19 protein-coding genes are annotated in these 24,101 nt (G+C 69.9%); 8 read left to right on the top strand and 11 right to left on the bottom strand.

The features are described 5' to 3' along the window. Positions 1-221: hypothetical protein (locus HKK74_RS34985; protein WP_187247707.1), on the bottom strand; the 221-nt coding region annotated here is incomplete at its 3' end. Positions 222-837: 616 nt separating this feature from the next. On the opposite strand from HKK74_RS34985, the gene bla reads away from it, so the two are divergent. From bla to HKK74_RS35000, 3 genes are all read left to right on the top strand, one after another. Beyond that, the gene (gene bla, locus HKK74_RS34990; RefSeq protein ID WP_187247708.1) at positions 838-1,821 is read left to right on the top strand and encodes a class A beta-lactamase; all 984 of its coding nucleotides are present in this window, start codon (positions 838-840) and stop codon (positions 1,819-1,821) included. Further along, positions 1,818-3,092: an MFS transporter gene (locus HKK74_RS34995; protein WP_187247709.1), complete on the top strand. Its 1,275-nt coding sequence runs from the start codon at positions 1,818-1,820 to the stop codon at positions 3,090-3,092. The genes bla and HKK74_RS34995 overlap by 4 nt, the downstream gene beginning before the upstream one ends. A 148-nt stretch (positions 3,093-3,240) precedes the next feature. Then, positions 3,241-3,498 carry a hypothetical protein gene (locus HKK74_RS35000; RefSeq protein ID WP_187247710.1) on the top strand — a complete coding sequence of 86 codons (258 nt, stop codon included), beginning with the start codon at positions 3,241-3,243 and terminating at the stop codon, positions 3,496-3,498. Between the two features lie 308 nt (positions 3,499-3,806). Here the strand turns inward: HKK74_RS35000 and HKK74_RS35005 are convergent, their stop codons facing one another. Continuing rightward, positions 3,807-4,562, bottom strand: a complete 756-nt coding sequence (locus tag HKK74_RS35005; RefSeq protein WP_187247711.1) for a nucleotidyltransferase family protein — start codon at positions 4,560-4,562, stop codon at positions 3,807-3,809. Positions 4,563-4,888: 326 nt separating this feature from the next. Between HKK74_RS35005 and HKK74_RS35010 the strand changes: the two genes are divergently transcribed. Together HKK74_RS35010 and HKK74_RS35015 are read left to right on the top strand one after the other, a co-directional pair. After that, on the top strand, positions 4,889-5,743 hold the full coding sequence (locus HKK74_RS35010; protein ID WP_187247712.1) for a helix-turn-helix domain-containing protein: 855 nt from the start codon (positions 4,889-4,891) through the stop codon (positions 5,741-5,743). Between the two features lie 25 nt (positions 5,744-5,768). Next, entirely contained in the window at positions 5,769-6,035 is a 267-nt protein-coding gene (locus HKK74_RS35015; protein ID WP_187247713.1) for a DUF397 domain-containing protein, read from the top strand. On the opposite strand, the gene HKK74_RS35020 is transcribed toward HKK74_RS35015, so the two are convergent. Beyond that, a complete protein-coding gene (locus HKK74_RS35020; RefSeq protein WP_187247714.1) occupies positions 6,032-6,811 on the bottom strand; it encodes a TetR/AcrR family transcriptional regulator in 780 nt (259 codons plus the stop codon). The genes HKK74_RS35015 and HKK74_RS35020 overlap by 4 nt on opposite strands. Before the next feature lie 88 nt (positions 6,812-6,899). On the opposite strand from HKK74_RS35020, the gene HKK74_RS35025 reads away from it, so the two are divergent. Together HKK74_RS35025 and HKK74_RS35030 are read left to right on the top strand one after the other, a co-directional pair. Further along, positions 6,900-7,286 (top strand): VOC family protein, encoded by a 387-nt coding sequence (locus HKK74_RS35025; RefSeq protein WP_187247715.1) that lies wholly within the window; start codon positions 6,900-6,902, stop codon positions 7,284-7,286. A gap of 95 nt (positions 7,287-7,381) precedes the next feature. After that, a complete protein-coding gene (locus tag HKK74_RS35030; RefSeq protein WP_187247716.1) occupies positions 7,382-9,658 on the top strand; it encodes an ATP-binding cassette domain-containing protein in 2,277 nt (758 codons plus the stop codon). 74 nt (positions 9,659-9,732) lie between these two features. Here the strand turns inward: HKK74_RS35030 and HKK74_RS35035 are convergent, their stop codons facing one another. The 4 genes from HKK74_RS35035 to HKK74_RS35050 form a co-directional block, all read right to left on the bottom strand. Beyond that, entirely contained in the window at positions 9,733-12,960 is a 3,228-nt protein-coding gene (locus HKK74_RS35035; protein WP_187247717.1) for a DUF4132 domain-containing protein, read from the bottom strand. A gap of 375 nt (positions 12,961-13,335) precedes the next feature. Continuing rightward, on the bottom strand, positions 13,336-14,232 hold the full coding sequence (locus HKK74_RS35040; protein WP_187247718.1) for a hypothetical protein: 897 nt from the start codon (positions 14,230-14,232) through the stop codon (positions 13,336-13,338). A gap of 163 nt (positions 14,233-14,395) precedes the next feature. Next, positions 14,396-14,764 carry a UCP033725 family protein gene (locus HKK74_RS35045; RefSeq protein ID WP_187247719.1) on the bottom strand — a complete coding sequence of 123 codons (369 nt, stop codon included), beginning with the start codon at positions 14,762-14,764 and terminating at the stop codon, positions 14,396-14,398. Next, a complete protein-coding gene (locus HKK74_RS35050) occupies positions 14,761-17,427 on the bottom strand; it encodes an SseB family protein (protein ID WP_187247720.1) in 2,667 nt (888 codons plus the stop codon). Before HKK74_RS35050 ends, HKK74_RS35045 begins: the two co-directional genes overlap by 4 nt. A gap of 265 nt (positions 17,428-17,692) precedes the next feature. On the opposite strand from HKK74_RS35050, the gene HKK74_RS35055 reads away from it, so the two are divergent. Further along, a complete protein-coding gene (locus HKK74_RS35055; protein ID WP_187247721.1) occupies positions 17,693-18,058 on the top strand; it encodes a hypothetical protein in 366 nt (121 codons plus the stop codon). Positions 18,059-18,131: 73 nt separating this feature from the next. Here the strand turns inward: HKK74_RS35055 and HKK74_RS35060 are convergent, their stop codons facing one another. The 4 genes from HKK74_RS35060 to HKK74_RS35075 all read right to left on the bottom strand — a co-directional run bounded on the left by HKK74_RS35060 (position 18,132) and on the right by HKK74_RS35075 (position 24,019). Then, positions 18,132-18,887, bottom strand: coding sequence for a 2-keto-4-pentenoate hydratase (locus tag HKK74_RS35060; protein WP_187247722.1), 756 nt, complete (start codon positions 18,885-18,887; stop codon positions 18,132-18,134). Between the two features lie 87 nt (positions 18,888-18,974). After that, positions 18,975-19,757, bottom strand: coding sequence for an IclR family transcriptional regulator (locus HKK74_RS35065; RefSeq protein WP_281398172.1), 783 nt, complete (start codon positions 19,755-19,757; stop codon positions 18,975-18,977). 102 nt (positions 19,758-19,859) lie between these two features. Further along, the gene (locus HKK74_RS35070) at positions 19,860-22,859 is read right to left on the bottom strand and encodes an FAD-binding and (Fe-S)-binding domain-containing protein (protein ID WP_187247723.1); all 3,000 of its coding nucleotides are present in this window, start codon (positions 22,857-22,859) and stop codon (positions 19,860-19,862) included. After that, complete coding sequence (locus HKK74_RS35075) at positions 22,856-24,019, bottom strand: pyridoxal-phosphate-dependent aminotransferase family protein (protein WP_187247724.1); 1,164 nt, start codon at positions 24,017-24,019, stop codon at positions 22,856-22,858. The genes HKK74_RS35070 and HKK74_RS35075 overlap by 4 nt, the downstream gene beginning before the upstream one ends. Between the last annotated feature and the right edge of the window lie 82 nt (positions 24,020-24,101).

The raw sequence follows: 24,101 nt of genomic DNA on the forward strand, positions 1-24,101 counted from the left end.
TTCGGCCCTTCACCGGCATCGAACGCACCCAGCAGCCGCGCATGCGCCGCCGCCTGCTTGGCCTCCAACCGCGCCCACACCCGCAACGACTCCGCCTGCACGGCGACCGGCAGGCCGGGCAGATCCCCCCTGTTGAAGAAATCGAACGCGGCCTCCGCCATCGCCAACGCCTCAGCCGCACAGGACGGCGACGGCACAGCGGACACCGGACCGAATGCCACAACACACTCCTTATCGAAAGAGCCAAAGGAATCGGGGCGGACGGAAAAGAGGCACCGAACAGGGCTTCCAACATCACGTAACCTGCTTCTGTATGCCATTAAAGAGTATCGCTCATCTGTTCGAATGGCAAGCGCTCTATGTGACCCATCGCAGGTGCGTTCCCTTCCTCTCGGATTCTTGTGTCGTGTGACCGCGAAGCCGAATACCAATCTTTGCAATATAGGTCATATGTAGCAATATCGCCTGGTTATGAAATACCGATTTTTCTGAGCTTTGTACAGGGAGTCCATTCCATCTTCATGCGGCCTGGTGGTGCAGGGTGAGGATGGCCTTGACGATGGTGGTCAGTCGGCTGGGTGAGCAGCGGGCCTTGCGCAGGGGGTGCCAGTTCTCGAGGGTGGCGGCGCCGCGTTCGCCGAGGGTCCGACCCCTCGCTGCTGCCGACTGCCTGAGCCGGGCGGTCGTGGTCTCAGCGGCGGGGATCCGCTCTCCTCCACACTCTGACCTGCGTCGATAGGGAATCTCATATGGGTCGTCAACCCAGATGAGATTGGACGCCGGGCGAGCCGCTCTGGTCTGCTCTCTCCATCCGGAGATCGAGAGCGAGGAGATTGGATGCGATACCACAACGCCCGGCGGAGCCGGACCGCTCTGGGAGCCGCCGCGCTGGCCGTCACCACACTGTTCGGTGCGGCCGCCTGCGGTACGGACGGCACCATCAAGAACGCGGCTCCACAGAGCGGCACGTCTCAGATCACCGTTGCGACACCGGCCCGGAGCGCTGACGTACAGAAGGACGACGTACAGAAGGAACTGCGCAAGCTGGAGGCGTCCTTCCAGGGACGCATCGGCGCGTACGCGCTCGACACGGGCACCGGCGCCACCATCGACCACCGGGGCCACGAGCGCTTCGGCATGGCCTCCACCTTCAAGGCGATGGTGGCGGCCGCGGTGCTCGACAAGGCGCGCCGGTCCGACCCGGGTCTGCTCGACCGGCTCATCCGGTGGAACCAGAGTGATCTGGTGCCCTACTCGCCGGTCACCGAGAAGCACGTCGACACCGGTCTGACGGTCGCGGAGCTGTGCCATGCGACCATCACCGTCAGCGACAACACGGCGGGCAACCTGCTGTTGAAGCAGATCGGCGGGCCCGCTGGACTGACGAGGTACTTCCGTTCCCTCGGGGACCCGGTGTCCCGGCTGGACCGCTGGGAGACCGAGCTCAACGAGTGGAGCCCGGGCGAGAAGCGGGACACCACCATGCCTGCGTTCATGGGCCGGAACCTCGCCAAGCTCACCACCGGAAGCGCACTCGCCGAGCCGGACAGAGCGCGGCTGATCGGCTGGCTGCGCGCGAACACCACCGGCGACCGCCGCATCCGGGCCGGCCTGCCGAAGGACTGGACCGTCGGCGACAAGACCGGTACCCCCGGGGCGTACGGCGGCGCGCACGACATCGCGATCGCCTGGCCGCCCTCCGGCGCGCCACTGATCATCGCGATCTACACCAACCGCCGGTCCGCCGACGCCGCGTTGGACGACTCCGTCGTCGCGAGCACGGCCACCATCCTGGCGCGTGGCCTGGGCAAGATGAGTTGACATTGGTTGTCGCGCCCGCCCCGCCGCGGGCCGCCGACGGTGACCGGCAGGTGATAGGGGTCATCGTCGGTGTGCAACTCGCCGCCGCGCTCGGCTTCTACGCGGTGATGGCGCACGTCGTGGCGCACATGCGCGACGACCTCGGCCTGCTCGCCGGGGCGATCGGCCTGGTGCTCGGCGTGCGCATGGCCGTGCAGTACGCGCTGCTCCTTCCGGTGGGCGCGGTCACCGACCTGCTCGGGGCGACGCGGATGGGAGTGCTGGCCTGTGTCCTGCGGGCGGGCGGCTTCGCACTGCTGGGGACGGCGGACGGGCTCGCCGACCTGCTCGGCGCGGCGGTCCTGCTGGGCGTGGGCGGCGCGCTGTTCCACCCGGCCGCGCAGTCCCTGCTGGCCGGGGTGACGCCGGCACGGCGCGCCCGCGGGTTCGCGGCCTACGTGATCACCGGCCAGGTCGCGGCGGTCGCCGGCCCGCCCGTCGGGCTGGTGCTGCTGTCCGGCGGTCTCGCGTCGGCGGTCGCGTTCGGCCTGCCGAGCGGGGTCGATCTCCCGGGCGGGTTCGGGTTGCCGGGCGGGTTCGGGCTCCTGGCCGGTACGGCGGCGGCCATGTGGACGATCGCGGCCGTCCTGTTCGCGATGCTGCACCGGCGGCGCCGCGACCCTGTGGTCCGGCGCCCTCGCTCGATCGGTGCACGGGGAGTCGCCGGCGGTGTGACGGCGGTGCTCCATGACCGGGTGTTCCTCCGGTTCGCCGCCGTGAGCGCACCCAGCATGCTGCTCGCCGACGCGACGGTGACGGTCGTCCCTCTCAAGGGGATCGACTCGGGAACGACGACGCTGTTCTTCTGCCTGTCGGCGGCGGTCGCCGCCTCGATCCAGCCGTGGTGCGCGGCCGGTGACCGGGCCCGACGCCCGTGGGTGCTGCGCACAGGACTGCTGTCCGCGGGCGCCGGATACGTGCTGCTCGCTCCCCTGGGTGGCGCACATCTGACCGGCCTGCTCACGGCCGCCGTGCTCAATGGGCTGGCGAAGGGCCTCTTGCAGCCGTCGCTCTTCCAGACCACCGCCCGATACGCCCCTCCCGCACAGATCGGGGCGTACCTGGGAGTGGCCGCCTTCCTGTCCGGGATGGTCGCCTTCGCGGGCGGCCTCGCGGTGGGGCGGCTCTTCGACGCCGGAGCCGCGGGCATGGCGACGGCCCTCGTCGGCCTCGGTCTCCTGGGCATCCTCTCCGCCGCCGCCTGTGGCCGGGCTCTGCCCCACACTCCGTGATCGGGTCGGGCGGGTAGATCATGGTTCGGGTCCCACGACCGCACGGCCGGCACGGCGAACGGCATTGCGCCTGATCCGTTACCTGAACCGAGCAGGATGGGGCGCACTGTAGATCGTCATCTGGCCCCTTGCCGAAGGAAGACCCACCATGGGCGGCAACCACACCGGCTCACAGCGGTTCATCGCGGAGGCCGGCTTGACCACGAGCATCGTGTGCGCCGGTCTCTCGGTGTTTCCCTTCCTCGCAGCGCTGGTCATGTGGGGATCGGCGTCGACGGGTGCGGGGCCGCATCGTGCTCTGCTCTTGGCGCTGTGCCTTGTGGGACTGGCCGCCCTCAGCTTCGCCGCAAGCGTCGTCTTCCGCGTGCGGATCGGTGAACCGGTGTTCAAGCGCCGCACCCGCTGAGCGTCCTTACTGTCGCCAGGGTGAAGTTGGAGGCCGGCTCACGGCCTGGGCATCTGCGCCGGAGACGCCTCTCGCCCGCGCTCATCCGTCCAGTAGGAGGAGGCCGGCCCCGGCTTCTCGTCCGCCCCACAGACTGCCATCAGCCCAGCCGTCATCCATTTCCACCGCGCCATCGGTCTCCCCGTTTCGGGTGGAAGCCTGGGAAAGCAGCGCAGACCGCAGCGAGGAACCAGGCATTCGGCCGATGGCCATGGAACGAACTCGTGGCCGACGCGGGGGCCTCTCGAGGCTTTGCCGCAGCCATGGGATCAAGCCGCCTTGAACAGTGCTTCCGCCTCGGCGATCGCCCGTGTCAGCTTGTTCGCCTCAGGTGCCAGCTCGGCCACGATTGCGTCGATTCCGCGCAGTCCTGCCTGATGCAGCAGCCGCTTTTCGTTGGTGGCCCACTCGCCGCGTGCGGCGAGGACCGCGTGGGCTGTTTGCATTGCGGCGGTGGCGAGGGCACCCGCGACCTCGGCGGCCTGGCCGCGCGGAGCGTATGTCGCCTTGGCGTACTGGAGCGTCAGGGCCGCCCGGTCGCGCCACATCGGGGGCGCGGCCGCCCTCAGCGGCTCCGGGTAGGTCGGGCGGGGCAGGGTGCCGCGCAGGACCTGATTGATGGCCAGTTCGGCGACCACCAGATAGCTGGGGATGCCTGCAAGGTGGAACATCAGCGGCTCCCAGCGGAACCGGCCCTGTTCCGCCTCGGCAAGTTCGTGCTCGACGACGTCCAGATCACGGTAGTGGACGTCGACATGCCTGCCGTCGATCCTGAGCCAGGCGCCGCCGTTGAAGACGCCGCCGCCCCACCCGCCGATCTCGGAGACCTCGCCGTCCCAGCCGATGGCTCGCAGATCATCGGGGTCGAAGCCGCCCCGGTAGTACAGGGCGAAGTCCCAGTCGCTGTCCGCAGTGTGAGTGCCCTGGGCGCGGGAGCCCCCGAGGGTGACAGCGTGGACGGCGGGCAGGGCAGCAAGCCGGTCGGCGACTTGATTAAGAAACGTCCGGTCGGCCGCAGTGGTCATGAAGATGCCGTTTCATTCGAAGTAGCTGACGGGCATGCCTGAACGAGACCGCGGACGCCGGAGCAGCAGGCTCGAACGGCGTCAGTGGCCGGCGCTTCGCGGATCCAGCGCCGGGCGCTTCGCGGATACCTCATCATCACTTCATGTCCATGAGCCTACTGTCGGCCGCGCCGTACTGGCGCGCCTCAGCCCGCGGCCAGGGCGGCTGGATCGGACCGGACCGATGAGCAGGTGGTTGGCTTTGTCCGCGAACTACCGGCTCGGACAATTGTCGATACTCGCTGAATCCGTAACCTCGCGTTGGGTGATGAACCACCATGTACGGCATGGCAGATCCCCTGCGGCCGACCGTACGGCGCCGCCGCCTCGGCCGGGAGTTGCGTCGGCTCCGTGAGGACCGTGGACTCACCCTGGAGGCCGCCGCTCGGCGGCTCGACCGTACGTTCTCGTCACTCAGCAAAATCGAGCGCGGCATGCAGGGCCTGCGCCAGGGCGAGCTCGCCTTCATACTTGACCAGTACGGCGTCGGAGACGAGAACCTCCGGCGTGCCTTGCTCACCCTCCGCAAGGACGCCAACAAAAAGGGCTGGTGGCTCGACTACAAGGGCCGGATCGAGCCGTCTCTGCTGGACTACATCAGCCTCGAGTCCGACGCGTCCGCCATCCGCACTTTCGAGGCTCTCCACCTGCCCGGCTTATTGCAGACCACGGATTACGCTCGGGCGATCATTGGATCGGGCGTTCCCGGGCTCACACCTCGGAGAGTGGATGAGCTCATCTCCATTCGGACGGCTCGTCAGCGTCTCCTCCAGACACCACGACCCGTGCTGTGGTCAGTGGTCGATGAGGCCGTGTTGCACCGACCGTTCGGAGGCCGTGAGGTCATGCGTGACCAGTTATGTCACCTGCTCCAGATCTCCCAGCGCGGGTGCGTGACCCTTCAGGTGCTCCCATTCGCGGCCGGTGCGCATCCTGGTAAGGAAGGCCCGTTCACGCTTCTGGATGTGGGAGATCGAGGCGAACTCATGGTCGTGCTCATCGAGAGCCTGACGCTCAGCTGGTACCTCGAGGAAGACGAGGACATCCATCGCTACAAACTCGTCTTCGACCACCTTTGTGCCGCCGCACTTTCGCCAGCCGATTCTCTGGCGTTGATCGAGCGCGTAATGTCGAGGTTGTAAGCGCCGGGCCAGAGATGAGGACTGTATGACTGGACTGGATCTTTCGTCTGTTGCATGGCGTAAGAGCACTCGTAGCGGTGGAGGAGAAGGAACCTGTGTCGAAGTAGCCGCTGCTTGGCGGAAGAGCACTCGTAGCGGGGGCAGTGGAGAAACCTGTGTCGAAGTCGCGGCTTCGGCGGGCCAGGTGGTCGCGATGCGAGACTCCAAGGATCCGGACGGTGCGGTGCTGTGCTTCACGCGTCCGGAGTGGAGCGACTTCCTCGGCAGGGTGAAGGCGGGAGCGCTGGACTAACCGCGCGCGGCGGTCTCGCCGACCAACCCCGCGAGACCCTCCAAGATGAGCCGTAGCCCGAACTCGTAGGCGTGCTCCGCGCTGTACGCGCTCTGGTGCGCCTCTCCCGCCGCGCTTCCCACCCTGGTGGCGACGGGGTAGCGCTCGGGGTCGAAGACCCGGGCGAGCAGCGGCTCGTTCGCGGCCCACCACTGCTCGTCCGACATCGCGCTGTCGCGCTCGGCCGCCGCCGCGTCGTGCGCCTTGCGGGCCGTCGACTGCACGAAGTCGAGCAGATGCGTCAGCGCCGCGTCCTGTTCGACGTCATCGAGGCCGAGCCCCTCGAAGGCCCGCAGCTCGTGCTCGTACTTGGCCACGAGCCCCGGCCCGAGCGGCGGCCGGGTCACCGTGAGCGCCGTCGTCCACGGGTGCCGGTCGGCGAGCTCCAGGTTCTCGCGGGCGACGGCCGTCACCCTCTCCCGCCACGGCTCGCCGGAATGGTCGGTGCGTTCCATCCGCAGGTAGACGGCGTCGAGCATGAGGTCGAGCAGCTCCGCCTTGCCGGGCACGTACGTGTAGAGCGTCATTGGCGTGACGCCCAGCCGCTCGGCCACCCGCCGCATGGTGACGGCGTCCAGTCCCTCGGCGTCGGCGAGCTCGATCGCGGCCCGGACCACCTGGTCGACGCTCAGCCCCTGCTTGGGGCCGCGTCCCTTGCCGCCGCCGCGGCCCGGTTCCCGCCAGAGCAGCTCCAGCGTGCGGGACGGGTCGCCCGTGCCGATTCGATCCTTCGCCATGACGCCCATCCTCTCGCGACGAACTTTCTTATACGTCGTATAGAGTACATTGTACAGAGTTCGATGCCCGACGAGCGCAGGAGCCCTCATGAAGATCACCTCGACCGCCGTCTCGCTGACCGTCGACGACGTCGCCGCGTCCGCGGGCTTCCTCGCCACTCACTTCGGCTTCCAGGAGGCCGCCGCCGCGGACGGCTTCGCCTCGCTCGTCCGCGATGACGCGGCGAACGTCGTCTACCTGAGGCGCGGTACAGAGGTCCTGCCCGAGGGCTTCCGCGACCAGCACGCGTCGGGCATCATCGTGGCGTTCACGGTCGAAAATCTGTTCGCCGAGTACGAACGGCTGCGCGCGGAGGGCGTCGCCATCACCATGGAGTTGCGCGAGGAACCGTGGGGCGAGCGCCTGTTCCAGGTGACCGACCCCAACGGCGTCGTCATCCAGCTCGTCGACTGGGTCGCCCCCGCCGGCCAGTGAACACCGGACGGCCGAAGCACAGCCGAACACCGGGCAGTGAGCACCGGCAGTAGGCAAGCGAGCATCACCCCCCGAGAGAGAGCGAGAGAGCCGGCATGACCGCCGACCAGCAGACCGCCGCGGACCACCACAACGTGATCGAGGTCCGCGGGGCCCGCGAGAACAACCTCAAGGACATCTCGGTCGACCTGCCCAAGCGCCGGCTCACGGTCTTCACCGGCGTCTCCGGTTCCGGAAAGTCCTCGCTGGTCTTCGGCACCATCGCCGCCGAATCGCAGCGCCTGATCAATGAGACCTACGCGGCGTTCATCCAGTCGTTCATGCCGAGCATGGGCCGCCCGGACGTCGACGCCCTGCGCAACCTGAGCGCGGCGATCGTCGTCGACCAGGAGCGGATGGGCACCAACTCCCGCTCCACGGTGGGTACGGCGACCGACGCCTACACGATGCTGCGGATCATCTTCAGCCGGCTCGGTACCCCGCACATCGGCACCTCGACGGCCTTCAGCTTCAACAGCGCCGAGGGCATGTGCTCCGAATGCGAGGGGCTCGGCCAGGTGTCGAAGATCGACATCGATCAGGTGGTCGACCGCGAACTCTCCCTCAACGAAGGTGCGATCACCGTACCCGGATACGCGGTCGACTCCTGGCAGTGGCAGGTCTTCGCGAGCTCTGGGTTCTTCGACCCGGACGTCAAGCTGAAGGACTACACGCCCGAGCAGTGGGAGGACCTCCTCCACAAGCCAACGTGCAAGGTCAAGATCGGCACGCACAACCTCACCTACGACGGTCTGATCAACAGGATCGAGCGGAGCTATCTCTCCAAGGACCGCGAGGCGATGCAGTCCCACATCCGGGCCTTCGTCGACCGCGCGGTGGTCTTCGCTACCTGCCCGTCCTGCGGGGGGACGCGGCTGAGCGCCGCCGCGCTCTCCTCCACGATCAAGGACGTCAACATCGCCCAGTGCTCGGCGATGCAGATCAGCGACCTGGCCGAGTTCATCGCCGCCATCGACGACGAGTCGGTCGCCCCGCTGCTCGCGACCCTGCGCCAGACCCTCGACTCACTGGTCGAGATCGGCCTCGGCTACCTCAGCCTCGACCGCACCTCGTCCAGCCTCTCCGGCGGCGAGGCACAGCGCGTGAAGATGGTCCGCCATCTCGGCTCCTCGCTGACCGATGTGACCTATGTCTTCGACGAGCCGACGGTCGGGCTGCATCCGCATGACATCCAGCGGATGAACGACCTGCTGCTGCGCCTGCGCGACAAGGGCAACACCGTCCTGGTCGTCGAGCACAAGCCCGAGGTCATCGTCACCGCCGACCATGTCGTCGACCTCGGCCCCGGCGCCGGCTCGGACGGCGGCGAGATCTGCTACGTGGGCGACGTGGCCGGTCTGCGCGCGTCCGACACCCTCACCGGCCGCCATCTCGAGCACCGAGCCGGCCTCCGCGACGAGGTCCGTACGCCCACGGGCTGGATCCCCATCACCGGCGCCACCGTCCACAACCTGAAGAACGTCTCGGTCGACGTCCCGACGGGCGTCCTGACCGTGGTCACCGGTGTGGCGGGCTCGGGGAAGAGCTCCCTCATCCACGGCCACCTCTCCGGCCGGGACGGCGTGGTCGTCGCCGACCAGTCGCCGATCCGGGGTTCGCGCCGCTCGAATCCGGCGACGTACACGGGGCTGCTGGGCCCGATCCGTACCGCCTTCGCCAAGGCCAACGGGGTGAAGGCCGCCCTGTTCAGCGCCAACTCCCAGGGTGCCTGCCCGAAGTGCAACGGCATCGGTCTCGTCTACACCGACCTCGCGATGATGGCCGGGGTCGCGTCGGTGTGCGAGGAGTGCGAGGGCAAGCGCTTCACGCCTGAGGTGCTCACGTACACGCTCCACGGCAAGAACATCAGCGAGGTCCTCGGCATGTCGATCGCCGAGGCGTACGACTTCTTCCGCTCCGGACAGGCCCGTACGATCCTCGGCCGCCTGCGCGATGTGGGCCTTGGGTATCTGCGGCTCGGGCAGCCGCTGAACACGCTGTCCGGCGGTGAGCGCCAGCGCCTCAAGCTGGCCATCCACATGGCGGAGAAGTCCTCGGTGTACGTCCTGGACGAGCCGACGTCCGGCCTGCACATGGCCGATGTCGACAAGCTGCTCGCCCTGCTCGACCGCCTCGTCGACGACGGCAACACGGTGGTCGTCATCGAGCACCACCAAGCGGTGATGGCCCACGCGGACTGGCTGATCGACCTCGGACCCGGCGGCGGGCACGACGGCGGCGAGGTGGTCTTCACGGGCACCCCGGCGGAACTCGTCGAGAAGGCCGAGACCCTCACGGCCCGGCACCTGCGCGAATACGTGGCCCATCGTTGACTCGTGGCGTGTCGGGGTCACAGCGGGTCGCTGGACGCCGACACGCCACGAGTGAACAAGCCGGGTCCGCAGGCTCAGGCGGTGGCCAAGGCGGTGAGGTCGGTGAGGACCTCGGAGGCGGTCACCGGGTCCAGGTCGGAGAACGGGAGCGGGACGCGGTCGATGCGCCAGCTGAGTTTGGTGCTGGGGCTGAGCCATACCTGCGTGATGCGTTGCTCGGACCAGTAGCTCGGGTCGCCGACCGTGATGCCCGGGTCGAGATCGACGACCACGCCCCGACCGCCGGGAAGCGGCCGGTAGATCCAGCACTGGATGCCGTTGTCCTCAGCGGTGCCGCGCAGCCAGCCGCGGCGTTCCATGCCGAGTACCTGGCCGACCGGGACGGTGATGTCGTGGAACCGTTCGAGTGCGGCGGCGGCGCGCTCCTCGTCGGTCAGCGCATACGTGGGGCGGCCCAGCTGGGGGAACGGCTGCAGGATCTCGTAGTCGGCGAAGATCTCGGCCCAGGCGCTGAGATCGGCACCCAGGAGGAGAGGATGGGCGATGCCGACCCGGTCGGAGTCGCGAAGGGTCAGCTCCTTGTCGTCGATGTCGGCCAGCGTGCGGTCCTCGGCGATGCGGAACGCCGGGCCGTCCTCGGTGATCCAGAGTAGCCGCCGGGCGATGTGCCACAGCAGCGGATGCCGGGCGATCAGGTCCCGGAACTCGCCCGCCGTCCAGCGGCGCTGCGTGACCATGGCCTGTTCCAGGCGGTCGATCTGGTTGGCCGCCACGGTCCGGACGTCCTTCTTCAGGGCGGCGAATCGTTTGTAGGCGGCGGGGGCGAGTTCCTGGTCGTCGCGGGCGCCGGGCTTGGGCAGGGCCGCGCGCCGTACGCCGTCCTCGTCCAGGACGTACGGCTTGAGCTGCTCGTCGAACCCGACGGTGAAGCGGCGCGGGCCGTAGTCGAGGGTGAGGCTGCCGGCGGCGTCCAGCCCGAGGTCGGGGACGAGCCGGTCGGCCAGCCGTTCGGGAGTCAGCCCCAGCTCGGCGGCGAGGGCGGTGATCCTTTCCTGGGCCTTCGCCTTGATCCCCTTGTACTTCACCTTCTGCGCGATGCCGTTCAGGTGCATGAGCGCGACATCGGTACCGATCGCGACGAGCACGTCGAGGCCCTCGACCGCTCTGTGGTGGCCTCCCTTGCCCGGCCAGGTCCGGATGATGGGCGTGAACCTGCGTACCGTCTCGTCGTCACCGAACACGGAGAGCGCCGTGAAGACCCAGGCCACGTCTCCCGAAATGCCTTTCTCATCGTGCAGGGCCGACCGTTCGAACAGCCCCCAGGCGAACGCGGCCAGCGAGGCCGGGTCGCAGATCTCTTTGACCACGTCGATGCCCGCATAGACATGGTCGGGCCGGCACATGAGGAGCATCGTGATGATGTGATCGGCGGCCTCGGTGGGAAGGGCCCGGCCGCCGTCCCGGAGCAGCACCTCAGGGAGCAGGTATGGGTCGGGCCGCTCTGAGACATAGGGCAGGTCGGCCGGAAAGTCCTCCAGCGGGTCGGTGGCCAGGAGGGTCTCGATCGCGCGGGCGGCTTTGTCCCCATGGCCGCGGGCCGCGTCGACGACCTCATCGTGGCGTCCGCCCGAGGCGAGGAACCGCAGCGCCGCCTCCGCGTCGCGCCGCTGCTGCCCGGCCCTGCCCAGCGCCGCCGGTACGAGCGCGCGGGCCGCCGCCGGGGCGTGCCGGCCGAACCAGTCCTGGACGACCGGACGCAGCTTCGGGCGCCGTACCAGCCACCCGGCCATCAGCGCTGCCACCTTGGCGTCGCTGAACGGCAGCAGTAGACCGGTGCCGACCGCCGGCTGCGCTTCGGCGAAGTCCAGCGCCGCGGGCAGCGCGTCCAGCCCGAAGCGCGCCACGATCGGCTTCATCCACGCGCCGTCGGTGTCGTGGATCCGGCTGGGTCGCCAGTCGGTGAGCAACGGGCGGACGCGGTCCTCGGGGGCGTCGAGGAACAGCGCCGGCTCCTGCTCGGGCGGCAGCCGGCGATCTTGGAAACGCTGGATGGTCTCGTCCCAGTTCGTGTCCTCGGCCGACGGGGCGTCCGCCGCCGCCCACGCCTCCCGTTCCCCCGGCTCCCAGGCGAGCGCCGGTTCGTCCGGCGCCTTCAGGCCCCTGACGGTCACGGGCTTGGTCTTCGCATGCTCGCGGTTCCACGGCGGCTCGACCAGCAACCGCGGCAGGGACTCCGGCGGCGCCTCCACCGCCCACGTGCTCTTCTCGATCACCTGGCGTACGTCCTCGGTGGCGAGCTCCGGATGGGCCGCCACATGGTCGCGCAGCAGGCGGACGGCGTACGAGGCGATGGTCGCCGGGCCGGAGGTCGCCGCATCGGCAAGCACCCGGACCGCGCGCTTGGGGAAGCGCCCAGCGGCTTCGATCGCGGCGGCATGCGCATGCGGCATGTCGAGCCGCGCCACGAGCAGTTCGAACGCCTCATCCGTGGGCAGAACGCCAAGAGCCTGGAACAACGGCTCCGCGGAATACGTGCAGTTGTCGATGGTCCGGAGCAGCATCGGTACGACTGCGGACCCGACACCGTCGACGACCGTGCGGATCTCCTCGGCCAGCCAGGACCACCGATCGTCGCTGTACACCCGTTCGAGCTGCTCGATCGAGCCCAGTGCGCACATCAGCTTCGAACGCTTGTAGGGCTCCAGGTGGAGGTCGGGGGGCAGGGCGGCACAGAACGCGTCGACCCACTCCGTCTGCGTCGGCATCAGATATGCCGTGATGAGGTGCTGTACCTCGTCGCGGCGGCAGCCCGCCAGCGCCTCGACCGCCTCCTGGTACTCGCCGTCACCGGCGACCGCGAGGAGCGCGCGCACCCGTGCCGCCACCAGGTCGAGGCATTTCTGCCCACGGTTATAGCCGGGGTCGCGCTCGTCGAGGCTGCGGAGCCGGAGATGGCGCTGGTGCTTCTTCTCCCCCCAGTCGTACCCGGCGACGAAGACACGGCTGAGCTCGGCCGTCGCGGTGGCCGCGAACACGAGCCCGTGCTCGCGGACCCACGCGTCGGCGAACACCCCGAGCCCCTCATAGCCGATGGTGTCGTCCCCCATCTGGGTCTCGGCCGCGACGACGGCGGCGATGACGGCCGCACCCTGGGCGTTCACCTCGCCCGCGAGATGGGCCCGCGCGGGCTCGACCAGATCACGGCGGCTCTGCTCGGCGTCGAGCAGGTGATCCAGCGCGTCCCGGATCTCCGCCACCCGTCGCCGTACGGTCGCGGCGGCGTCCTGATCCAGCTCGATCACAGGCCCGGCCGCACCGCCGCGCCGCGGGTGGAAGGAACCGAGCCACGCCTTCGGTAGGAGGAGGGTGTCCTCATCCGCTGAAGCGGTACCGGGCGATGGCGTGGTTCTTGGCATGGGTGTCCTCTTCGTCGCACGTGGCCGGTTCGCCTGATCCACCGGTGATGCCGGAAGTCGATCAGCACGGGGCAGGCTACTCACGTCCGGTGACAGTGACGCTGCAATCGGGTCATCAGCGTGATCGCGGCCCGGCGATGTGCGCCGTCGAATGCGCGGGATTCAAGGTCCTTTCACCGGGATCGCCCCGAGACGCAGAAAGGCGCGCCGCCATGTGGCAGCGCGCCCTTCGGGCGTCACAGGGGTCTTGCCTGGTGCCGATCAGCGCTGGAAGAGGCCGTGCCGGGGACGGCGGTGGTCGCCCTTGGGACGCCGGTCCGCGGCCGGGCGGCCGAGGCGTACCTGGGTCAGCAGCACCGAGAAGGCGACCAGCAGCGCCGCCAGCCAGGCGGCCTGGGTGCTGGCCAGCCGCTCGAAGGTGAGCTCCTGAGCCTGGGGCGAGCCGCCGCTGCGCAGCGTGTGCGAAGGCGCGGCCGCCGGCAGCGTGGGCGCCATCGACGGCGCGCTCGCGGGGATCTCCGGCAGCGAGACCTGCGGGCTCTCCAGCCCGCCCGTCGGACTCGGCGGCACGTACGGAGTGGTGCCCGTTGTACCGGTGGACGTGCCGGTCGACCCGGTCGAGCCCGAACTGCTGGATCCGGACCCGCTGGAATTACTGGACGACGTGCTGCTCGGCGTCGGCTTCTTGGTCACCGTGATGGTGGCGCCGTCGGTCTTCGTCTTGGCCCCCGTCGCGGTGGCTATCGCGGTGACGGGGACGGAGCCCTTCGTGAAGCCCTTACGGATCGTCACCGTCATGGTGCGATAAACGCCGGCCTCTCCGACCTTGCCGAGAGTCTGCTGCGAGCTCACCGTCGCGTTGGCGTTGGTGTCGAGGCGCAGCTTCGTGTTCTGGGCGACGTTTCGGGTGGCCCACACGTGGACGCGTGCCTTCACCGAGTCGCCGGCGTGTACCGATCCGGAGGGCAGGACCAGGTCGACATAGAGCACGGGTGCGGGGGGTGGCGGCTCGGGCGTGGGAGACGTCGATGGATCCGTAGCCGGCTCCTTGGTGACCTCCGTGCCCGTCGACGGCGAGGCGGAGGGGTCCGCGACAAGGGCCGCGGAGACGCCTGTCGTCAAGGCGATGATGGCTCCCGCGCTGAGCCCTACGAACATCGGCTTGCTTACCGACCGGGAGACCACCGGTACAGCACCTCCGTCACATCGCTGTCGACCAGATGTAGTGCGAGCTACCCGCTCACGGTCTTCCGAAGCCAAGCGAACATCATTCCGCCGGGCAAAATCAACTCCGATGGTTAACTTGTCCGGCTAGTCGACTCTAAAGGGTTTCCTCACGGAGGTCGACCACTTCGGTCCGCGGTGCCCACGTCTGCCAGACTCCTTGGTCGATCCTGTCCAGGCCGAGCGCCTCGGCGACGGGCGCCAGCCCGCCGGTGTACTCCACCCGTAGCCAGCTCTCGTGTTCGCCGACGATGACGAAGGGCTCGCCGCGCCACGTGCAGACCGTACGGATGTAGTTGAGCGAGTCGAGCTCGGCGGCGGAGACCACGCGGCGGTACCGGCCCGGCCTGGTCTCCTCGAAGCCCTCGGCCGGTTCCGCGGTGTACAGCCGGACGGTCGAGTCGGCGCCCGGGCTCGCTTCGTACTCGGCCCCGCCCCAGCTCGCGATGTAACCGTCCCGGATCACTGGGGGGCCTCCGTGCGCTCGTCTCGGGCCGTATCGGCTTCGTCCTCTTGCCGCAGCCAGGTGAGGACGTCGGGGTCATAGACCGCCACGAAGCGTTCGGAGCGATCCCGCCCGAGGTAGTACATCTCGGCGCCGTGGGGGAGCCGGACACTGTCCACCTTGAATTCACGGATCGTGCCGAAGCTGCCGGGCGCGAAGCCGTCGCCGTGGAAGGGCGCCCGCTCCACGATCCAGCCGGCGTCGCCCCATACCTGCCGGTCCTCCTCGGTCTGCCCGCCGAACGGGATCCGGTAGAGGTCGTCGCAGTGCGCGGTCCAGCGGATGACGTAGACCCCGTCGTCGTCCGGAGAGAAGGAGGAGTCGGCGGTCAGCAGGCCCAGTACCTCGTACAGCTGTGCGGGCGTCTGCAGATCGCCGACGTCGGAGGACAGGTGCACGAAGCCGCCGACCCGGTCGTAGCCCTGGTCGAGATACCAGGTGACGTGGCCGTGCGGCAGGACCTTCTGCATGACCGGCGACCGGCGCACGGCCTCGTATGGCGCGGCCGCGATGGGCCGGCCGTGCGCGTCGACGGCGGGAGCGTGCGGCGCCGGCGTCTCGGCCGGTCGCGGCTCCGGCGGCCGGCCATCCGTGGCGGCCGAGTCGGCGCGGCGGATCAGCCCGACCCGCAAGGCCCACTCGCTCAGCGCCTGCACCTGGTCGCCGCGCAGTGACGCGCCGATGCGGGTGCCGGGGTTGAGGAGCATCGTCCATTCGGCGTGCGGCCAGCTGTCGATCAGATCGCGGAAGTCGATGTAGACGAACCGTGGCTCCGGCCCGGCGGGGTTCGCGCCGGGTGCGCCGCCCAGGGTCGCGTGGAGCTGGACGAGCGAGGTGAAGACCTGCACCGCCGAGGGGTCGCGCAGCGCCGCCTTCCACTGGAAGTGCGGGTCCATCGGGGTGCGGTCGAGCGGGGCGTCGGCCGGGACCGGCACCAGCACGTCGGCGCTGAGCAGCACCTGGAGAAACGTGTCGGTGTCACCGTTCACGGCCGCTTCGTAGAGTTCCTGGTCGATGCGGTTGCCCGGCTCGAACTCCGGCAGCGGCGGCTGCTGCGGCCCGGTCTGCGCCGCGGCAGCCGGCTCGCCGGGCGCGGCGCTCATGGCCTCGGGCTCCACCACCGGCTCGACCGGGGCGGCGGCCGGCTCGGATGCGGCCGTGGGTCGGAGGGCGGCGACCTGGTCGCCCGACACGGCCGCGTCGATCGGCGACCCGGGGTTGAGCACCAGCGTCCACTCGGGGTCGGGCCACGAGGACACGACGTCCAGGAAGCTCGGCATGATGAACCGCGACGGCCCGATGGCGTCGTGCATCCATTTCAGCGAAGTGAAGATCTGAATGGAGTTCTCGCCCTGGATCGTGAGGGGCCGCCAGGGGAACCCGGGATCACCGGGCTGGATGCCCCACGGCGTCTCGGGGTCGGCCGGCATCAGCACCTGGGCGTTCCGCAGGACCTTGAAGAAGGTCTCGGTGTCGCGTCGCGTGGTGGCGTCGTACAGCCGACGCTCCACGTCGTTCTGCGGCTCGAACCGCTCGGACATCCGCTGCGCCGCCGTCCGGTCGGCCCACTCGGCGATGCCGAGCAGCCGCTCGCCGGCGAAGGACTTGCCGACCAGGGTGCCGGAGTTGAGCAGGAGCGAGCATTCGCGATCCGGCCAGTAGCGGATGACGGACCTGAAGGGGAACTTCATGAAGTCGGGCGCGCCGCCCGTGCCCGGCTTGGTGTCCTCGCCGAGGAACTCGAGCATGCGTTCCTGCGAGGTGAACAGTGCGATGGTGCGTTCGCCGTCGGCCTCGCTGATCTGCCACGGGAAGCCGGGACGGCCGGGACGCCTGGTGGGGTCTGTCTGCTCGGGCACCAGGATGAGCACCTCGGCGCCGATGAGCGTCTTGATGAAGGTGTCCTCGTCGCTCTCGGCGTCGGCCCGCAGCAGGGCCCGCTCGACGTCGTTGGCCGGCCGGAAGCCGACGGCGGGCGACGGGCCGTCCGGGTGCCGTACGGGCTCGGCCGGGCCGTCGACGGCGGGCGACGGGCCGACCGGGGCCGCTTGGGCGACGGGCTCGGTGCCGCCGCCCGGCATGGGGGGCGCCGCGACCCCGGGCGGTGGCGACTGTACGACCGGGACCTCGGCCGTGGCCCGTCCCGGCGGAACGTCCGGAACGCGGAGCGCGTCGGAGCGGGCGGGCAGCCCGGCGCGCGGCGGGCGGGCGTCGCCGTCGGCGATCTGCCGCACGAACCACGCGGGGACCAGTCCCTGGACCGGCAGGCCGGTGTTCACCGAGAGCCACCACTGCGGCTGTGGCCAGGTGTCGGCGATCTCGCCGAGCTTCAGCAGGATGAAGTGCTCGACCGTGGGGCCCAGCGTGGCCTGCATGGCCTCGGGAGAGGTGAAGACCAGCACGTGCGTGCGCCCGTCGTGCTCCTGCGTGGGCCATGTGGGCTGGGCGCGGTTGGTGAGCACCTCGTCGACCAGCTCCGGTGCGACGGGGATGACCAGCTCGGCCTCGGCGAGAAGCCCGTAGTAGGCCTCGTCGTCGCCGGAGTCGAGCGCATCGCGCATCCTGCCCTCGAGCTCAGTGGCGGGCTGCCATGCTTCGACCACGTTCTGCACTCTCCTGACCATGCCACGGAGCTCATAACGCTACACGGGGCGAAGCAGCACAAACGGAGACCGCGACACTCTCTCAGCCATGTCGGCGGTCATGGCGGGGGGTTCGTCCTGCTCGCGTGTCCGGCTGTCCGGTGGTGGCCGCTGCGCGCCGGGCCGAGCCCGGCGCGGTGAAAGCGTTTTCACGTTAAGCGACGGATCCCGGCCGTTCGGCACGATCCGCCGGAGGCGTCTCGATGCCATAGGTTGTCCCGGAGCCCGGGGAGAATGAGGAGCGTCGATGTTTCGCGAGTTGCGGGGTTGCTCTGCCATGGTCTGCGGCGTCGCCGTACTCGCACTGCTCTCCGGCTGCGGGAACAGGACCGAGGTCTGCGACGAGACCAGAGCGGCCTTCGAGGGACTGGCCGCACAAGTGCGCACGGCGCCCGCCACGGACGCCGCCCGGTGGAAACAGGCCGTGGGCGGGTTCGCCGCCCGGCTCGACTCACTGGCCAAGAAGAGCGACGACGCGAAGCTGAAGAAGACCCTCGAACAGGCGGCGGCGGCCGCTCGCGGCGCCGCCACCGGAGCGGGCAAGGGCGACATGGCGCCGCTCCAGCGATTCCTCGCCGAGCAGCCGTCACGGGTCGGCGCCGCCTGTTCCTGAGCGGCCGTCCGTTCCGGGGAAATCGGCCCGAGAACCCGCGCGGTGGCTCGGTTCCCCGGCTCTCCGGCGACCGTCAGGCGAACCGCACCGCCACTTCGCCGATGCCCGAGAAGACGGCACGCCAGCTGCCCGGGCCCTCGACCGTCTCGTTGCAGAACGAGCCGGTGATCACTCGCTGCCCCGGCTCCAGCCCGCGGCCGTACTGGTGCAGCAGGGCGCACAGGCGCGACAGCGAGAGGAACGGGTCGTCCATGGAGTCACCGGGCGTCCTCGTGGTGACCAGTTCCCCGTCGCGCCACAACTCGGCCGTGGTGCCGGTCAGGTTCGACCGTACGGGTGCCTCGGGCCCCACCACGATGCCCCAGTTGCTCAGGCCGTCGGCCAGCATCGCCGAATGGCCGGCGTCCGGCGCCAGCCGGATCTCGTTCAACTCGAACGCCGGAGCGACCGCCCGAACGGCCGCTCTGGCGGTGGCGGGATCGACATCGTCACCGCGCAGGGGCGCGCCGAGCACGACGCAGAGTTCGGGCTCGACGAAGCATGAAGTGATCTGCCCGTGCCGGAGAGTGGCGCCCGATCCGACGATCCGGCTGTCGAGGATGTATCCGAACGGACGGAAGTCCCGGCCCAGCAGGCCCCGCCGAGGGCCCGCCGTGTGCCCGACCTTCCACCCTCCAAGTCGCTCTCCTGACGCGACCAATCGATCAAGGACGGCCAGCTGGAGGCCCAGGGCCTTCCCCAGATCATGCTCGGCCGCGGTCGGCTCAGGGTCGGCGAAGCCCTTGCGGCGAGCCTGGAACAGAGCCTCTACGAGAGTCTCGTCGGACATGCCACTCTCTCCTCACGGGCGTCAGCGCCACCGGATCGACGGGCGCACGCGTACGTCGTGCGTGGCCGGCGGCGGAGCCCGGCGGCGTCACGGCGCGAGTTCGCGGGCGAGCTCCTCGGCGGCCCGGTGGAGCAGCGGGACCGCCCGCTGGACGACCTCGTTGGTCATCCGCGGGGCCGGCCCGGACACCGAGATGGCGAGGGGATTGGTGGTGCCGAGCACGGGAACGGCGACGCAGCACACCCCGACCTCCTGCTCGCCGTCGTCCATCGCGTAGCCCTGTACCCGGACCCGGTCGAGCACCTGCGCGAACATGGCCGGATCGGTGATCGTGTGCTCGGTCTGGGCCGGCATCCCGGTGCGCTGGAGCAGCGCCTGTACGTCGTCGGGCGGCAGGTGGGCGAGCACGGCCTTGCCGACGGCGGTGCAGTGCGGGTGGACCCGGCGGCCGACCTCGGTGAACATCCGCATCGAGTGCCGTGACTGCACCTGGGCCACGTAGACGATCTGGTCGACGTCGAGCATCGCGAGGTTGGCGCTCTCGCCGACCGCGTCGACCAAGCGGGTGAGGTGCGGTCGCGACCAGGTGCCGAGGAGGTGGCTCGCGCTCTCGCCGAGGCGGATCAGCCGCGGGCCCAGGGAGTACTGCCGCGACGGCTCCTGCCGGACGTAGCCGAGGTCGACGAGGGTACGCACGAGGCGGTGGATCGTGGGCAGCGCCAGCCCGGACTCCTGGGCGAGCTTGGAGAGGCCCACCATCCCGCCGGCGGCCGCCATGGTCTCGAGCAGCTCGAAGGCACGCTCGACGGACTGGACGCCACTGCCGCGCGGGCGGTGGGCCGGTCTCTGGTCGGCGTCGTCCTCGTTCAGGCTGTCGTTCGGCTCGGTCAAGCGAGCTCTCCGTTCTGTTCCCCCGCCCCGCCGGGCACCCCGTGATCCGGCGATGACATCGATCGGCCGGATCGCAGAAGTCTAGTCGCCGCGTCGGGCCGGTTCCTCGGCTGCGGTGAACGCCTCCTTCACGAGTTCCAGCGGATGCCATGCGGTGCGCTCGGTGCCGTGGTGGATCTGCTGGCGGCAGGACACGCCGGTGGCGGCGATCACGGTGCCGTCGGCCGCGGACCTGATGGCCGGGAAGAGCCGGTCGTTCCCGACGGTCATCGAGAGGTCGTAGTGCTCGGCCTCGAAGCCGAACGACCCGGCCATGCCGCAGCATCCGGCGTCCAGCTCGACGACCTCGACGCCCGGCAGGCGGCGCAGCAGCGCCACCGTCGCGGCCGTGCCGACCTCGGCCTTCTGGTGGCAATGCCCCTGGTAGAGGACCCGGCGCCCGGACAGCCACGACTCGCGCAGCGTCAGCCGTCCCGCGTCGATCGCCTCGACCAGCAGCTCCTCGACCTGGCGCACCCGCCCCGCGACGTCGCGGACGTTCGGGTCGTCGGGCAGCAGGCGCGTGTGCTCGTCCTGCAGCGTCAGCACGCACGACGGCTCGCATCCGACGATCGGCGACCCCGGCTCGGCCGACGAGACCAGCAGCGCCGCGAGCGAGCCGGCCTTGTCCTTGGCGCTGTCGAGCAGGCCCTTGGAGTAGTCGGCGCGGCCGCAGCAGCCACGGCTCTCCAGCCGTACCTTCCAGCCGGCCTGCTCCAGCAGCTCGATCGCCGCCTGGCCGATCAGCGGCTCGGTGTACGTGGTGAAGGAGTCGGCGAGGAACGTCAGCTCGCCGAGCGGGGCCGCGCCGACCGTCGCGCCTGCGGACCCGGCCGGGCGCCGGCGGAACCAGCGGACCAGGTTCCGCCGCTGGAACCTGGGCAGCGGCCGCTCGGCGGTGATGCCGATCAGACGCTCCATGATCCGGCGTACGGGCCGTACGCCGACCGGCAGGTTGGACAGGGGGGCCGTGGCCGAGCCAAGCCGGTTGAGAGTGCGGATGCGGCCGAAGGCCAGGGAGCGCCGTGGCACGCCGTGGGCGTCGTGCTTGTGCGAGAGCGCCTCGGCCTTGAGGGCGGCCATGTCGACCCCGAGCGGACACTCGCTCTTGCACGCCTTGCACATCAGGCACAGGTCGAGGATCTCGTGCAGCCGCTCGCCGCCGAGCGCCGCGGCCGGGTCCGGCTCGGACAGGGCCTTGACCAGCGCGTTGGCACGGCCGCGCGTGGCGTGCTCCTCCTGCCGGGTCGCCATGTACGACGGGCACATCGCACCGGTGGCGCTCTTGCGGCACAGCCCGATGTTCATGCACCGGTCGGCCGCGTCGCGCATGCCGCTCACCGAGGCGGCGGACGAACCGGCACCGGCGGCCGCGCCGATGGGCCCGCTGCCGCCGATGACCTCGAAGGTCAGCCGGGTGCGGATCGGCGGCGCCGGGGGCAACGCGGCGTCGCGGAGGTGCTCGGTCATCGCGGGCGCGTCGACGATCTTGCCGGGGTTCATCCGGTCATCGGGGTCGAAGATGCGCTTGACCTGCCGCATCGCCTCGTACAGCTCGTCACCGAAGATCTCGCGGTTGAACTCGCTGCGCGCGAGGCCGTCGCCGTGCTCGCTGGAGTTGACCCCGCCGTACTCCTTGACCAGGTCCTTGATCTCCTCGGCGACGCTGCGCATCGTACGCACGTCGTCGGGCTTGCTGACGTCCACGAACGGCCGAACGTGCAGGCAGCCGACCGAGCAGTGCCCGTAGAAGCCCGCCGTCAGGCCGTGCTTGTCGAGGACCTCCTTGAACCGCGCGGTGTAGTCGACGAGGTGCTTCGGGTCGACCGCGGTGTCCTCGACGAAGGCGAGCGGGCGGAGCGAGCCGGTGCCCGCCGCCATGAGCAGGCCGAGGCTGGACTTGCGGACCTTGAGCAGGGCGCCCTGCTGGGCCGGGGTCTCGGCCCGCAGCGTGTGATAGCCGTGGTCGTGCTTCGACCACAGGGCGGTCAGCCGGTCGAGCCGGGCGAGGAGCTCCTCGTCGTCGTCACCGCTGAACGACACGAACAACAGGGCGTCCGGGTCGCCCTCGAGGATCGTGCCCAGCTCGGCGTACTCGATCTTGCTGCGGGACAGGTCGAGGATGGTGCGGTCCATCAGCTCCACGGCCGACGGGTCGCAGGCCATGGCGTCCTCGGTCGCCGCGATGGCGGCGAGCGTCGAGGTGAAATGGCCGACCGCGATGACGGTGCGGCGCGGCTTCGGGACGAGGTCGACCACCGCCTCGGTGGCGATGACCAGCGTGCCCTCGGACCCCACGACGAACTTCGCCAGGTCGAAGGGCCCGTCACCGGCGAGCCGGTCCAGTCGGTAGCCGCACGCCCGCCGCCAGTACGGCGGGAACCCGCCCGCGACCGCCGACTCGTGCGCCGCCAGCAGCTCGGGCAGTTCGCGGTAGAGGCGGCCTTCGAGCGTCGGCAGCCCGGCGCGGCGGGCGCGCTCGGCCTCGGACATCGGGGCGAAGTGGGCCGTCGAGGCGTCGGAGAGCACGACGTCGAGCTCGCGGACATGGTCGATCGTCATCCCGTAGCGCACCGACCCGCTGCCCGCGGAGTTGTTGCCGATCATCCCGCCGATCGTGGCGCGGTTGCTGGTCGAGGTGTCCGGCCCGAACATCAGCCCGTGCGGCGCCGCCGCCCCGTTGAGCTCGTCCTGCACCACCCCGGGCTGTACGCGTGCCGTACGTGCCTCGGCGTCGATCTCGATGATGCGGTTCATGTGCCGGGACAGGTCCAGCACCAGGCCGGGCCCGACGGTCTGGCCCGCGAGGCTCGTACCGCCGCCGCGCGGCACCAGCGGCACGCCGTGGCGCTCGGCCGCCGCGACGGCCGCGGCGACGTCGTCCGCGTGCCGCGGGAACACCACGCCGAGCGGCGTGATCGCGTACATGCTCGCGTCGCGCGAGAACAGATGGCGGGTGTAGTCGTCGAACCGAACCTCGCCCTCGATCTCACCGCCGAGGTCGTGCTCCAGGTCCCGTGCCTGGACCGCCGGCCGCGTCATGGGAGCTGAAGACGCTGGAGCGCCGCGTTGATGCCGCTGGGATCGACGGGCACGCCGGCGACCGACAGGCCCATCTGCACGCCGGCGAGCGTGCCGGCGAGCATCAGGTCATTGAAGTCCCCGAGGTGCCCGATGCGGAACACCCGGCCGGCGAGCTTGCCGAGACCGGCGCCGAGGGACATGTTGTACTGGTCGAGAATGACCGCGCGGATCTTGTCGGCGTCGTGGTCCGCCGGGACGATCACGCCGGTGAGCGAGCCGGAGTGCTCGCGCTCGTCGGCGCACAGCACCTCGAGGCCCCAGCCGCGCACCGCGAGCCGGGTCGCCTCGGCGTGCCGCTGGTGGCGGGCGAAGACGTTCGGCAGCCCTTCCTCCTGGAGCATGAGCAGCGCCTCGCGCAGGCCGTACAGCAGGTGCGTCGCCGGGGTGTAGGGAAAGGCGCCCTTCTCGTTGGCGGCGAGGATCGGCCGCCAGTCCCAGAACGACCGGCTCAGCTTCGCCGTCTCGGACGCCTCCAGCGCCTTCTCGCTGACGGCGTTGAAGCCGAGGCCCGGCGGGAGCATGAGCCCCTTCTGCGATCCGCCCACCGTGACGTCGACGCCCCACTCGTCGTGGCGGTAGTCGATCGAGCCGAGCGAGGAGATCGTGTCGACGAGCAGGAGCGCCGGGTGCCCGGTCGAGTCGATCGCCTCGCGCACCTCGGCGACGCGGCTCGTCACGCCCGTGGACGTCTCGTTGTGCACGACGAGCACGGCCTTGACGGCGCGCTCGGTGTCGGCGGTCAGCTCGTCGGCGACCCGCTGCGGATCGACGCCGTGCCGCCAGTCGCCGGGGATCACCTGGACGTCGAGGCCCAGGTTCCGTGCCATCTCCTGCCACAGCGTCGCGAAGTGGCCGGTCTCGAAGCAGAGCACCCGGTCACCCGGGCTCAGCGTGTTGACGAGGGCCGCCTCCCAGGCGCCCGTACCCGACGAGGGGTAGATGACGACCGGCCGCGTGGTGCCGAACACCGGCCGGATGCCGTCGATGACCTCGCCCGCGAGCTCCGCGAACTCGGGGCCGCGGTGGTCGAGAGTCGGCGCCGCCATGGCGCGCAGCACCCGATCGGGAGTGTTGGTGGGGCCGGGGATCTGCAGAAAGTGGCGACCAGTGTGCGTCATCCGGAGAGGCGCCTCTCGTGACCAAGTCGTTATCGATAGTCCATGATACGGAAACTTTATATCGAAATATGGATGCCTTGTC

The organism is Actinomadura alba (genome assembly GCF_014323705.1).
In the GTDB taxonomy this organism is placed as follows: Bacteria; Actinomycetota; Actinomycetes; order Streptosporangiales; family Streptosporangiaceae; genus Actinomadura_C; species Actinomadura_C alba.